This window comes from Pedobacter sp. SAFR-022 (assembly GCF_051965375.1).
Taxonomy (GTDB): domain Bacteria; phylum Bacteroidota; class Bacteroidia; order Sphingobacteriales; family Sphingobacteriaceae; genus Pedobacter.
In genome coordinates, this window is record NZ_JBQCME010000006.1 from 138,103 (window position 1) to 151,871 (window position 13,769).

General features: G+C 44.1%; 12 protein-coding genes. 5 read left to right on the plus strand and 7 right to left on the minus strand.

Annotated features, from left to right (window positions below; all coding sequences use genetic code 11):
- Positions 1–22 precede the first annotated feature (22 nt).
- The gene (locus ACTHQF_RS14550; protein ID WP_440431224.1) at positions 23–1,930 is read right to left on the minus strand and encodes a DNA topoisomerase IV subunit B; all 1,908 of its coding nucleotides are present in this window, start codon (positions 1,928–1,930) and stop codon (positions 23–25) included.
- A 191-nt stretch (positions 1,931–2,121) separates the two neighbouring features.
- Between ACTHQF_RS14550 and ACTHQF_RS14555 the strand changes: the two genes are divergently transcribed.
- On the plus strand, positions 2,122–3,426 hold the full coding sequence (locus ACTHQF_RS14555) for a DEAD/DEAH box helicase (RefSeq protein ID WP_440431226.1): 1,305 nt from the start codon (positions 2,122–2,124) through the stop codon (positions 3,424–3,426).
- A gap of 105 nt (positions 3,427–3,531) precedes the next feature.
- Here the strand turns inward: ACTHQF_RS14555 and ACTHQF_RS14560 are convergent, their stop codons facing one another.
- Together ACTHQF_RS14560 and ACTHQF_RS14565 are read right to left on the minus strand one after the other, a co-directional pair.
- The gene (locus tag ACTHQF_RS14560) at positions 3,532–4,260 is read right to left on the minus strand and encodes an acyl-CoA desaturase (protein ID WP_440431228.1); all 729 of its coding nucleotides are present in this window, start codon (positions 4,258–4,260) and stop codon (positions 3,532–3,534) included.
- Positions 4,261–4,355: 95 nt separating this feature from the next.
- On the minus strand, positions 4,356–4,853 hold the full coding sequence (locus tag ACTHQF_RS14565) for a phosphoheptose isomerase (protein ID WP_440431230.1): 498 nt from the start codon (positions 4,851–4,853) through the stop codon (positions 4,356–4,358).
- 127 nt (positions 4,854–4,980) lie between these two features.
- On the opposite strand from ACTHQF_RS14565, the gene ACTHQF_RS14570 reads away from it, so the two are divergent.
- The gene (locus ACTHQF_RS14570) at positions 4,981–5,184 is read left to right on the plus strand and encodes a YtxH domain-containing protein (protein WP_440431232.1); all 204 of its coding nucleotides are present in this window, start codon (positions 4,981–4,983) and stop codon (positions 5,182–5,184) included.
- Positions 5,185–5,258: 74 nt separating this feature from the next.
- On the opposite strand, the gene ACTHQF_RS14575 is transcribed toward ACTHQF_RS14570, so the two are convergent.
- Complete coding sequence (locus tag ACTHQF_RS14575; RefSeq protein WP_440431234.1) at positions 5,259–6,071, minus strand: DUF4249 domain-containing protein; 813 nt, start codon at positions 6,069–6,071, stop codon at positions 5,259–5,261.
- 4 nt (positions 6,072–6,075) lie between these two features.
- A complete protein-coding gene (locus tag ACTHQF_RS14580) occupies positions 6,076–8,406 on the minus strand; it encodes a TonB-dependent receptor (RefSeq protein ID WP_440431404.1) in 2,331 nt (776 codons plus the stop codon).
- A 148-nt stretch (positions 8,407–8,554) separates the two neighbouring features.
- Here ACTHQF_RS14580 and ACTHQF_RS14585 point away from each other — a divergent pair, with 148 nt between their 5' ends.
- The gene (locus ACTHQF_RS14585) at positions 8,555–9,607 is read left to right on the plus strand and encodes a 2Fe-2S iron-sulfur cluster-binding protein (protein ID WP_440431235.1); all 1,053 of its coding nucleotides are present in this window, start codon (positions 8,555–8,557) and stop codon (positions 9,605–9,607) included.
- A 23-nt stretch (positions 9,608–9,630) separates the two neighbouring features.
- Here ACTHQF_RS14585 and ACTHQF_RS14590 read toward each other — a convergent pair whose 3' ends face one another.
- Entirely contained in the window at positions 9,631–10,311 is a 681-nt protein-coding gene (locus tag ACTHQF_RS14590; RefSeq protein ID WP_440431237.1) for a substrate-binding periplasmic protein, read from the minus strand.
- Positions 10,312–10,434: 123 nt separating this feature from the next.
- Between ACTHQF_RS14590 and ACTHQF_RS14595 the strand changes: the two genes are divergently transcribed.
- The gene (locus ACTHQF_RS14595) at positions 10,435–10,941 is read left to right on the plus strand and encodes a 2'-5' RNA ligase family protein (protein ID WP_440431239.1); all 507 of its coding nucleotides are present in this window, start codon (positions 10,435–10,437) and stop codon (positions 10,939–10,941) included.
- Between the two features lie 70 nt (positions 10,942–11,011).
- On the opposite strand, the gene ACTHQF_RS14600 is transcribed toward ACTHQF_RS14595, so the two are convergent.
- Positions 11,012–13,048 carry a M13 family metallopeptidase gene (locus tag ACTHQF_RS14600; RefSeq protein ID WP_440431241.1) on the minus strand — a complete coding sequence of 679 codons (2,037 nt, stop codon included), beginning with the start codon at positions 13,046–13,048 and terminating at the stop codon, positions 11,012–11,014.
- 250 nt (positions 13,049–13,298) lie between these two features.
- On the opposite strand from ACTHQF_RS14600, the gene ACTHQF_RS14605 reads away from it, so the two are divergent.
- Positions 13,299–13,724 (plus strand): organic hydroperoxide resistance protein, encoded by a 426-nt coding sequence (locus ACTHQF_RS14605; RefSeq protein ID WP_440431243.1) that lies wholly within the window; start codon positions 13,299–13,301, stop codon positions 13,722–13,724.
- Positions 13,725–13,769: the final 45 nt, after the last annotated feature.

Genomic DNA, 13,769 nt, shown 5'->3' on the forward strand with positions numbered 1-13,769 from the left:
TTTGTTGGATGCTCTTAAGAACCTAAGCGCTTAATTCGACAATATCCTCGGTTACCGCAGCAGTGGCTGCATCAAGATCGGCCGAGATCAGTTCTTCAATGGTATCTTTTTCTATTCTAAGATTTTTGATGATGTGTTTTTGCCTGTCTGGCGTGTTTTTGCCCATGTAATATTCCAACAGGTTTTTGATGGTTTGCTCCTTCAGGATCACCGGGTCGAGTCTGATGTCTTTACCGATGAACAAGCCAAACTCATCTGGAGAAATTTCACCCAATCCTTTAAATCGGGTAATTTCTGGCCGGGTACCGAGCTTTTCAATGGCTTTCTTACGCTCCTCATCACTGTAGCAGTAAATGGTTTCTCTTTTATTACGCACGCGGAACAATGGCGTTTGCAGGATATAAACATGCCCCGCCCGCACCAGGTCCGGGAAGAACTGCAGGAAGAAAGTCATCATCAGCAGGCGGATGTGCATACCATCGACATCGGCATCGGTAGCAATCACAATATTATTGTAATGCAAACCTTCCAGACCATCTTCAATGTTCAGCGCATGTTGCAGCAGATTAAATTCTTCATTTTCATAAACCACCTTTTTGGTGAGTTCAAAGCAGTTTAACGGTTTTCCCTTTAAGCTGAATACAGCTTGCGTTTCTACATCTCTGGACTTGGTGATGGAACCCGAGGCCGAATCACCCTCCGTAATGAACAAGGTGGTTTCATACCGGCGTTCATGTGGAGAATTAAAGTGGACTTTGCAGTCACGTAGTTTTTTATTGTGTAGCGAGGCCTTTTTAGCACGGTCATTCGCAAGTTTTTTGATTCCCGCAATATCTTTACGCTCACGTTCCGATTGGAGGATACGCTTTAAAAGTGCTTCGGCTACATCAGGGTGTTTATGCAGGTAATCATCAAGTTCTTTCTTTACGAAATCGTTGATGAAGGTTCTAACAGTTGGTCCTTCGGGACCCATGTTCTGCGAGCCTAGTTTTGTTTTTGTCTGCGACTCAAATACGGGTTCCTGTACACGTACGGAAATCGCGGCGATGATAGACGCGCGGATATCTGAAGCTTCGTATTCTTTTTTATAAAACTCCCGGATTGTTTTTACAACAGCTTCGCGGAAAGCGGCTTGATGGGTACCCCCCTGTGTAGTATGCTGGCCGTTTACAAAAGAGTGGTAATCTTCACCATACTGCTGGCCATGGGTCATCGCGATCTCAATATCGTTCCCTTTGAGGTGGATAATCGGGTAGCGTATATGTTCTACATCGGCAACCTTATTCAACAGGTCATAAAGGCCGCGTTCAGAGAAATACTTCTGGCCGTTGTAGTTAACGGTAAGACCAGTGTTGAGGAACACATAATTCCAGATCATGCTTTCTACGAACTCCGAAATGTAGTGGTAGTTTCTGAAGATACTTTCATCCGGATAGAAAGTGATTGCCGTACCATTCCTTTGTGTGGTATCAATAATCGGATGATCAGTTACGATCTCCCCTTTTGAAAACTCTACTTTTTTGGTTTTACCGTCGCGGTAAGATTGTACGATGAAGGTGGTTGACAAAGCGTTTACTGCTTTGGTACCGACCCCATTCAGACCTACGGATTTCTGGAAAGCATTGCTGTCGTACTTACCACCGGTATTGATTTTGGATACACAGTCGATCACTTTACCCAATGGAATACCACGGCCGTAATCACGGATGTTAACTTTATGTTCAGATACGCTGATCTCGATGGTTCTACCAGAACCCATCACAAATTCATCAATAGAATTATCGAAGATCTCCTTCAGTAAGACATAGATACCGTCGTCCTGTGCCGAACCATCCCCAAGTTTCCCGATATACATGCCCGGGCGCAGTCGGATGTGTTCTTTCCAGTCTAAGGACCGGATACTGTCTTCATTATAATTCGGTTCTGCCATATTGTATTGTGTGTATAATCGCAAATTTAGCGCAATTACCGGCTACAACAAACATAAACTGTCAACTTATTAACATATTGGTCAGCTACTTGGGTCATTTTGAAGGCCTTACCTGAAAGCCAAAACTAATACGTACATTTGCAGCGGAACAGGCACCCGCCTATCCATTTTCATACTTAAACCATTACATATTGTTATTCGACGAATTAAATCTGATTGAGCCAATTCTAAAAGCGCTGCAAACAGAAGGCTACACACAGCCAACACCCATACAAGAACAATCTATACCAACCATACTACAAAGCAAAGACCTTTTGGGCTGTGCACAAACTGGCACCGGAAAAACCGCAGCTTTTGCGATCCCGATGTTGCAGTTGTTGCACAATCCGCACGCGAATGCAAAAGGACCAAAAACGCCCATCCGCGCACTGGTACTTACACCTACGCGTGAGCTGGCGATACAGATCGAAGAAAGCTTCAAAGCTTACGGCAGGAACCTGCCCTTACGCCACCTGGTGATTTTTGGTGGTGTGGGTCAAAAAGCGCAGACAGATGCTCTACACCGTGGTGTAGATATTCTTGTTGCTACCCCGGGTCGCCTTCTGGATCTGATGAACCAGGGCTTCGTTAACCTTCGCGACATTGAAATCTTTGTATTGGATGAAGCTGACCGCATGCTCGACATGGGTTTCATCCATGATGTTAAGAAAGTTATTGCGAAGCTACCAGCAAAAAGACAAACGCTGTTTTTCTCGGCAACCATGCCTGGTGAAATTCAGAAGCTGGCGAACACCATCTTAACCAACCCGACGAAGGTTGAAGTTACCCCAGTATCCTCCACAGCGGAAAAGATTCAACAGGCAATCTATTTTGTGGAAAAGAACAATAAAAAGGATCTATTAATTCACCTGTTACAGGATAAGTCCATTGAAACTGCCTTGGTATTTACACGTACTAAACATGGTGCAGACCGGGTGGTTAAGGAATTACTTAAAGTGCGTATCAAAGCGGAAGCTATTCACGGTAATAAAAGCCAGAATGCACGTCAGCGCGCATTAACGAACTTCAAATCCAAAGAAACCAGAGTACTTGTAGCAACGGATATCGCGGCCAGAGGTATTGATGTGGATGAGCTTGCACATGTGATCAACTATGAATTGCCAAACATTCCAGAGACGTATGTACACCGTATTGGCCGTACGGGTCGCGCAGGACTAAGTGGTACCGCATATTCTTTCTGTGATGCTGAGGAGCGTGAGTTCCTGGCGGATATCGAGAAATTAATTGCATTGAAGATTCCAGTAGCTGAAGATAACCCTTACGCAATGAGCTGGCAAGGCCTGATGGCTAAAGCAGCTGCACCTGCGAAATCTAAAGGTCGCGGTGGTGCTGGCGGAAGAAGCGGTGGTAACCGCAATGGTGGTCAACGTAAAGTTGATCGTGAACCTAATCTTAGCGGTGCTAAAAGAAGTCCAAAACCTGCAAGAAAAGCTTAATCAATTCAAAAAACATCATAGCAGCATTTGCTGCTCATGAAAAAAGGCCGTGTCATCAATCTGATGAACGGCCTTTTTTCATGAGCTAAGGTGTAGCTATAGGTTTTAAACTTTCCGGATTCGAATAATGCGCATCCAGTGCAGCACTTTCATAACCGGATAGGTTGGATCAAATTCAAACCATCTGCTCGCGAAATTCGGGCTGTTTGGCTTTTTATGGTGATTGTTCTGGAACAACTCGCCAAGCATCAGGAAGTCTAATGGAAGTGAGTTCTTGCTATGGTCATCATTGTCATGGTTGGAGTAGCCATACTTATGACCACACCAGTTCACAATAGCGCCGTGTAAGGGTCCCATAAGGAAGTGAATCGGCAACAGCAGGAACATCCACCATTGTGTAGCGAAGGTTGCATAAAACCAGATGTAAAAGCCTATGAATACCATGCGCGTGATCCAGGAGTCGCCAATCTTATCAATGATGGGCCATGAAGGATAACGGTCCCTGAATTGTTCTTCAGGCTCTATATTATACTTGGCATAATTTAAATAGATGTTTTTGGTTTGGATCATCATGCCCCATACATCCTTCACAAAGTGTGGAGAATGCGGATCTTTTTCGGTGTCGCTATAGGCATGGTGCATACGATGCAAGATGGCGTAAGCACGTGGATTAAGAAAAGAGGATCCCTGCGCCAAAAAAGTTAGCGTATAGAAGAACCGTTCCCAAAAGATGTTCATCTTGAACATTTTATGGGATGCGTATCGGTGCAAGAAGAACGTTTGTGAAAATAGAGAGAGAAACCAGTGGGCTAAAAAGAAAAATAAAATAATCATAAAGGGTGTTAGTACTGTAAAATATCGGACATCCAAAAGGGTGCCGAATTATAAAAGTACTAACATCCCCGGTAAATTAAGTCATTTTGATATCTTTATCTTCCAAAATCGTCCTGTACGCGCACGATATCAGATTCATCAGAAGGGTTTGCAGCATCGGTATGTTGCCAGATCTCAGAGATTACACCCCAGTCATCAAGACCGATCAGACGGTGTCTTTCACCTTGTTGCAATTTGATCTTGCTTCCAGTGTTCAGTTGTTGAATATCACCTTGTTCATCGCTTGGGCTGGTTATTACACCAACGGTACCGCTTACCACCTGCCAGATTTCTGCACGACGGTGGTGATATTGCCAGGACAAACGCTTATTAGGCGCCACAACCAGGATTTTCGGGCTAAGCTTACCACCGATTTTAAGGTCCTCGACATTTAGGCCATCAAAGTAAACATTGGCGAACTGTTGAGCCTGGGCTTCATCAATGACAAAAAATCCTCCCCAAGGGCGGGTATCATCCACGTTAACCACATTGAACCCTTCGCTATTCAAGCGCTGTGCAATGCTGTCAAATATTTCTTTTTTCTGTTCTGACATAATAGAGTTATACTTTTTGAAGCCAAATATAAAAAAACCATGATGTTCTGCAACCATGAGCCAGGCTAAAATTGGAACAACTATTGCATTGAGTATGAAAACAATGTTAACCTAAAGAACTATAAAAATGGGATTATTAAAAACGATTATTGTTGGCGCGGCAGTAGTAGCTGGGTATAAGTATGCAACGAAAAAAAGAGTTGAAGATGGAAAGTCATTTTTAGACGACATCCAGGAAAACATCCCAGGATGGAAAGATAAAGCGATGCAGTTCGCCAACAAGGCAAAACAGGACTATGCGCCAAACACCACAGACTTACATGGCATGTAGAACCAAATGCCGTTTAACATAAAAGCCCGGATCTGATGATCCGGGCTTTTATGTTTTATGTCGTTCAGGAGGTCTTATCGTACAACCACATCTTCTGCTTGCACCGTGTGAGCGCTGAAGTAACCCAGCGCACGGTTGTTCCAATTGCTTGGCGGATTGGAAGGGGTAGTAACATCATTAGGGTTACCTGAGGCATACTGTTGTTCCAAAGTTCGCCAGTAAGTGTAGATTGGTTCATCAATACTTTGCATTTCTACAGTAACCGCATCTCCGCTTTCGATCTCCAGATCTTCATAGCCCGAAAGAAACAGATCCCGTTTTACGTACCGGCCGTCGGTAAAGAAATCACTGTCTGAAAAGATCTGCCCTACTTTTTTACCATTGAGCACCATCTTGAAAAGGTAAAAGTTCTTCACTTGTGGGGGATCCTGAAAGTTTACCGCAATAGTTTTTCGCACCTCGCTGCCGAAGGTTTGTTCTGTAGCGGAAAGCGAGTCTAAGGGGACATTGGCGGGCATGGTTGAGCTGGCTGTATATTCCTGTGCTTCAATGGCGACCTTCAGCGTGTACCGCTCCCCTGCTGCCCCTGCTAAATCATAGGCCTCGTAAATACCCGGCCCGGCTTCTGTAAAGAAGATTACATTCCCCTTGCTGTCCTGCAGGCTAACGGTGGCACCGGATACCGCCGGGAATTCATTAGAAGCGTCGAAAGGTACCGTTCTGGAAATCTTAACCGTTTGCACACCCGTGATGTTGGTAAGATTTCCTTCAATGACCAGCTGTGGCTCTGCCTCTTCCAGGTCCAGATCAAGAATTTTCTTACAAGAGGAGCAAACCGCGAGGCACAGGATAAGCATTACAGGAATAAATGCACTGAATCTTTTCATGTGATTAGAATTTGAAATTGTAGGTTACCGATGGGATGATACCAAATAGCGCCGTTTGTTCGGCTACCGTTCTGGTGGGATCATTTTCAGCATCCCGGAAATTTATTACATAAGGGTTTTTGTGGTTGTAGGCGTTATATAGGCCAAAGTTCCAGCTGGACTGATAACGTTTGCGTTTCTTGCCTTCAAGCGTTGCGCCAATATCCAGGCGGTGGGTGGCAGGCATCCGGGAGCCATTGCGATCAGAATAATAAAAACGGGTGACTCCATCCAACTGGTACTTGCCGGTTGGGAAGGTAATTGCGTTTCCGGTGCCATAGATGAACGTACCGGAGAAACTCCATCGGTCGTTAAGCTTGTAGATCCCCACCAGGGAGATGTCGTGCGTGCGATCCTGTCTTGATGGAAAGTACCGGCCCTCGTTGATTTCAGCGAACTTCCTTTCAGTTCTGGAAAGCGTATAGCCGATCCAGCCATTAAACTGGCCGTATTTCTTTTTCAGGAACAACTCCATGCCATACGCGCGACCGCTACCATACACCAATTGAGATTCTACGTTCTCATTAGCCAAAAGCTGAGCGCCGTTCTTATAATCAATTTGGTTCTGTAGCCACTTGTAATAGAGCTCTACGGATAACTCGAATGCATTGTCTTTAAAGTTCCTGAAATATCCTGCCGACACCTGATCCGCAATTTCCGGTTTAAGGTTGTTGCTGCTCATGATGTAAAGATCGGAAGGCGAACTTGCCGTGGAGTTGGAAAGCAGGTGTATATTCTGCGTGTTACGCCCATAGGAGGCTTTGACGGAATTTTCGGGATTGAAGACATAACTGGCGGAGATCCGAGGCTCCAGGTACATGTATGATTTTACAACCTTGCCCGATTCGTAAGTTCTGGAACTGGTAACATCGCCTGCGGCATTGTAGGTATTGAAGGTTCCAGGACCGAACAGGTCGAAGCGGCTTAAACGAAGGCCATAGAGCAAGTTTAGCTTTTCTCCAATACGCCACTCGTCAGAGATATAAGCGGCCGACTCGAGCCCCTTCCGGTCTTCCAGGACCTTCGGATTGAAGCTTGAGTTCGATGTAGCGGAGATGCGGCCTGGCGTGATGGTATGCTGAATAGCGTTGACACCGAAGCGCAAGGTATGATTGCTGCTGATGTAGTATTGCAGATCTTCCTTGAAATTGAAGTCGCGAATCCTGGATAGCACCCGGAAATCATTTCCCACATCATAGCTCTGCACGGTATAATCGTAATCGCTATAGATCAGCGAGGTATTAGAAAATAAACGACTGTTGAAGATGTGGTTAAATCTTAATGTTGCTGTGGTGTTGCCCCAGTTGGTACCGAACAGGTTCTTCAGCCCGAGTACATCCTTTCCAAGATATCCCGAAAAATACAAGGTGTTCTTATCGTTGAAGTGGTAATTTACTTTTGCATTGAGGTCATAGAAGTACAGCGATGCCTGCTTCAAAGAGGTGTCTGATGAAAGCTTTAAAAAAGCGTCCGCATAGGTTCTCCGGCCGCTGACCATGAATGATCCTTTTCCCGAATCTATGGGCCCTTCGACCTTCAACCGGGAGGCAATTAAACCAATCCCGCCCTGCACAGTGTAGTCTTTTGCATTCCCATCTAACATACTGATGTCCAGCGTGGAGGACAATCGGCCACCATATTGTGCAGGCATGCCACCTTTGTATAAATTAACATCTTTGATGGCGTCTGAATTAAAGGTTGAAAAGAAGCCAAACAAGTGTGAGGCATTATAAACCACCGCTTCATCCAGGAGGATGAGGTTCTGATCGGAGGAGCCACCACGTACATAAAAGCCAGTGTTGCCTTCGCCAGCAGTTTTCACCCCTGGTAAAAGCTGTAAGGTTTTCACCATGTCCTTCTCGCCAAATAATACCGGAACACTATTGATCTGAGCCATGTTTAACTTCTCCAGGCCCATTTGTGGACTGCTTACATTCTCATCACGACGACCGCCTGCAGTAATTACAACCTCCTCCAAGTTATTGCCCCCTTTAAGTGAAACCGTAAGCTGCCGGTTCTGGGAAAGATCTATCTCCGTGCTGAAGGTTTCAAAACCTACATAGCCAACCTGCAGGGTGTATTTACCTGCCGGAGCACTAAGGGAGTAAAATCCGTAGGAATTGGTCGTGGTGCCATTTGCCCTGCCCTCCCCCAGTTTAACCGAAGCGCCGATCAATGTTTCGCCGGTAGCAGCATCTTTAACTAAACCACTGATTGTAAATCGGGTTTGTGACTGCGCAGCGATATAGTTGAGCAGAATACAAAAGAGGATAAGAGGAATCTTCAATTTGGCCATACCAGGCAAACATACGGCTTTATATGAAAGGGTTAGCAGCGGCGCCTGAAAAAATAATCTCTTGATATCCATCGCAAATTGTATTAACAAGGAAACTATTTTTAGAAATCTAAGTTGATAATTGTGTTTATTCCCTAAAATTGCCTTGATGAAATACTTGTCGTTAAAGATTGCAGAAATCAGCCAGCAGCCAGGAGATAACCTGGTCATGAAATTTGAAAAGACAGCCGAAAAAATTGACTATCTGGCCGGGCAGTTTCTGACATTCATTTTCAACATCAAAGACAAAGAAATCAGGCGGTCTTACTCCTTATTTAGCAGCCCAGGGACGGATGAGCCACTTAGCATTGCGGTGAAACTGGTGGAAAATGGAGAGATCTCCAGGCACCTTCACCATAAAACCAGTGTTGGTGACGTGCTGACCGCGGTGGAGCCAAACGGAATTTTCACTTACGTTCCTTATCAGAACATTAAGCGCACGGTGTTTCTTTTTGCCGCTGGCGTAGGGATCACCCCGATATTCTCCATCATGAAGACGGCCCTGCTCGAAGAAAACGACAGCAAGATCGTCCTTGTGTACAGTAATCGATCTATAAATGATACGTTGTTTTATGAGGAAATTCAGGACTGGGCGGCCCGCTATCCTGAGCGATTGAAGGTCATTTACTTCTTTAGTGACGCAAAAAATATCATGAAAGCAAGGCTCAACAAGTTCATGATTGAACAAATCGTTGTAGAGCATATGGAGTATGATCCGCAGCAGGCACTATTCTACACCTGCGGCCCGATCGACTACATGGTAAATTGCCGTATCGTGCTGCTATCCTTGAAATACAGCATTGACCAGATCAAACGCGAAACCTATTATATTCCGGAAGATGAGCTGGACGAAGATGATACTACAGAAAAAAAGATCGCCGATAAAAACACCTATAAAGTCATCCTGGACTGGAACAAAAACACGTATGAAATAGAGGTTCCCTATTATAAACGAATCCTGGAGGTCGCATTAGATCAGAACATCAACATTCCATACAGCTGCACTGGCGGGATCTGTAGCACTTGTACCTCGACCTGTGTGTCGGGTGGTGTTCGTATGGACTACAATGAGGTGCTCACTGATGAGGAGATCGCAAACGGGCGTGTGTTACTTTGCACCGGGCATCCGACAGCGAATAACACGAAGATTATCATTGGCTAGTTGGAACTGGCGAGGGTCGCTTGCTAGAGTTGTATTTGGGCAAACCATTTTGCAAATAGTTGCTGATAGACCCCGTTTTTACGAATGTTATGTAGTACTGCATTGATTTTGCTTTTCAACTTCAGATCCCCTTTCTTCATGGCGATCGCATACTGTGTATCTGTTTCCGGTAGGAAGGTTCCAATTTTCAGTGTTTTGTGCTTTTTAAGGAAACCTCCGGCAATTGGAGAATCATCGATGAGCAGATCAATGTCGCCAGCAAGCAGGGCATCGTACATTTCACGGTTGGTGTCTAAATGCTTAAGTGTATAAGCAGGATAATGCTTCATCATGTATTTCTCTGCTTCTGCCGCAGCCCTTACACCAATAACCTTGTTTTTAAGTCTGCTCAGATCATCCAGATGATCCCGCTGGTTGATCACGGCACATAGCCGGAACTGAAGGTAAGGATCGCTAAATTCCAGAATGCGCATCCGGGTTGGCGTAACTGAAACAGCCGAACAGATCAGGTCCAATTCTCCTTTGTACAATTGCTCCAGTATATCTTTCCAAAGTGACACTTCATACTGAACCTCCAGATCAAGACTTTTGGCAATTATTCTCAACAGATCAACTTCAAAGCCTTCAAAAACTTCGGATTGATAATCTGTATGCATTGGAAAGGGTGCTGCGGAATCTAAGCCGACCTTTAATAATTGCTTCATGCCAATAAAGTTATCAGTTTAAGGAGGGAATACAGAACAAAAAACAAATTTGACTCTTATCTGCTATAAAAGAGCGGAATTTACACCCGACTTAAACCGAATCGGCTACTTAGCAAAGCAATTATGTCCAAAACTTTAATTTTAACGCTGATAATAAACAAAGAAGCAGATGAATATTTCACAACATTGCGAAATCTGCATTTTCCGCAACATCTAAATTACCTTCGGGCGCACCTTACCTTGTTTCATAACCTGCCCGAAGATAAGGAGGTGTATGAATCCGTTAAGGCGTTTTGTGGCAACCAGCAAGGCTTTACCATGGAAGTTTCTGAAGTTCGTTCCATTGGGAATGGCGTTGCATTTAAAATTCAGAGTGACACTTTAATGGCGTTACACGCAAAATTGCAGGTCAGATTTAAACCTTTGCTCATCCCCCAGGATCAACAACGCCTCTGGCCCCATATCACCATCCAAAATAAAGTTCCAGCTGTGCTGGCAAATAGCTTGACAGCACAGTTAAAGGAAGACTTTGTGCCATTTACCATTGAGGCGGAAGGGATCGCAGTTTGGGAATATTTAAGTGGTCCCTGGTCTTTATTGCACAACTATCCATTTCAAAAAAAGCACTAAAAAGAAAAGACCCGCTTATTAAGCAGGTCTTTTTCAAATGTGATCTATTGATCAGCAATCTACATGCAGATTACCAGATTTTAACACGTTTTTCAGGTGCAAGATATAGGGAGTCACCTTGCTTAACATTGAAAGCAGCATAGAACTCCGGCACGTTACGTACCACGCCATTCACGCGGAAAGTTGCCGGTGAATGTGGATCTGTGCTTACCTGATTTCTCAATGCCTCTGCACGTGCCTTGTGTTGCCAAACTTGTCCCCATCCGATCAGCACCCTTTGCTCCCCAGTGAAGCCATCAAGCGTTGGTGCAGGTTTTCCATTTAGACTCGCCTTATACGCTTTCAGCGCAATGCTTAAACCACCAAGGTCACCGATGTTTTCTCCCAAGGTAAAGGCACCGTTTACATTTAGATCTGGAAATACTTTGAAGGAACTGTATTGTGCGACAAGTGCATTCGTACGCTTTTTAAACTCCGATTGGTCTTTTTCCGTCCACCAATTACGCATCACGCCGTTTCCGTCGAAAGTACTGCCTTGGTCATCAAAACCATGTCCGATCTCATGACCAATTACCGCACCGATACCACCATAATTTACCGCATCTTCCGCTTTTAAATCAAAGAATGGCGGTTGAAGAATGGCCGCCGGGAATACGATTTCATTCATCGGTGGATTGTAGTAGGCATTCACCGTCTGTGGTGTCATGCCCCATTCCGAGCGGTCTACAGGTTTACCAAGTTTGTCAATGTTACGTTTGTACTCAAACTCCGTTGCACGCATGGCATTTCCGAACAGGTCATTTTTTTTCACCTCTAGTTTGCCGTAATCCCTCCATTTATCAGGATACCCAATTTTAGGCGTAAACTTGCTGATCTTATCTAAGGCTTGCTTTTTAGTGTCCGGGCTCATCCAATCCAGTTCTTTGATGCTGGACTCATATGCTTTCAATAAATTATCAACCAGAGCAAGCATTCTTTCTTTTGCTTCAGGCGGGAAATGTTTTTCAACGTAAAGTTTTCCAACCATTTCTCCTAATGCACCATTTACACTGTTTACCGCGCGGCGCCATTGCGGCATCTGCTCTTCTACACCGTTAAGTGTTTTGCTGTAAAAATTAAAATGTTCTTTGTCCAAAGCCGATGTTAGCAATGTTGCGGATCCATTTAAAGCAGCCCATTTCAGATAGGTTTTCCAATCTTCAAGCGCTGTGTTTTTGATAATGGCATTCAGATCTTTGGTATATTGAACTTGTGTTACCACCAAGCTGTCTGCCTTGCCTACACCTGCTTCATCAAGCATCACTTTCCAATCAAAATCAGGCATTAAAGTATTGAGTTTATTCACCGCATACTTATTGTACAAGGCGACTATATTCCTGGTATCTTCTTTTTTCATGTGTTTAGAAGCCAGTGCTGTTTCCAAGGACATAATCCTGGCAGCTTTGGCCTTTGCATCCGGTATACCTGCAAGTCCAAGCATGTTTTCTACATGGGTCAGATATTTACTTCTGATTTCCGCAGACTTAGCGTCCTTCAACATATAATATTCACGTTCAGGTAAGCCCAGGCCGCCCTGCCAGGTGCCTAACATATAGTTTTTTGGATCTTTAAAATCCTCAGATACAGATAGGCTGAAGGGCACACTGAACCCGAGCTTATTAGCGCGGGCAAAATAAGCAGCCAGATCAGTTGCATTCGCAATTGCGTCAATCTTTTTGAACTCCTCCTGAAGCGGCGCAAGACCAATAGAATCGCGGCTTTTCTGGTTCAGGTATGATGCATAATAATCGCCGATCTTTTGTTCGTCTGAACCATCTTTTGCCTGTGCTTTGGCCGCATTCTCAATGATTGCACGAACATCATCCTGTGCTTTTTCATGCAGAATATAGGCCGCTCCGAATGCAGATTTATCTGCTGGAATTTTTGTATTCTTAATCCAGTTTCCATTCACATATTGCATGAAATTGTCACCTGGATTGGCGGTGGTGTCCATATTGCTCAGGTAGATTCCGGATCCGAGTTTATCAGCGGTTTTGTTGCTGTTACAGGAACCGAGCACAAGCATTGCAGCAGCCAGTGCAGGAAATAAGTGTAGGTTTTTATTCATAATTCCAATTAATAATAAAAGTTTGAGATTTTGATGGCTTTAAATCCGTTTACCTATGACATTGCAAAAGATATATCGTTACAAATGAATTCGATTTTGTCAGGTTTCCTGAATAGTTTTTAAGATTTAACACAAAGTGTTTTTATTTACGTTTATAATATTAACGAATTTAATCAGAATACAAAAAGCAGAAGCCAGGTATTTTTTACCTGGCAGAATGAAGATTGAATAACTGCTAAAGAAAATACAAATGGAAAAAATTGAAAAGCTATATACGGCAACGGCAAGTGCTACCGGAGGGAGAAACGGACATGTTAAATCGTCAGATGGTGTGTTGGATCTGGACGTAAGAACGCCACGTGAATTGGGCGGCAGCGGAGGGGCGTATACGAACCCCGAGCAGCTTTTCGCAGCAGGTTACGCAGCTTGTTTCGACAGTGCTTTAAGTTTAGTTATTCGTACCGAAAAAATACCCGCAGGTGAAACTAAAGTGACTGCAAAAGTCAGCATTGGTAAAAACAGCCAGGGTGGCTTTGGATTGTCTGTAATCCTGGAAGTTTCAATACCAGGCGTTACACCAGAACAAGCTAAATCACTGACCGAAAAGGCACATCAGGTTTGTCCTTATTCCAATGCGACCAGGAATAATATTGAGGTTGAACTGCTGAACGTATAAATTTAAAAAAAGCTGATTAATTTGTAGTAAATTACCTTGTAATCT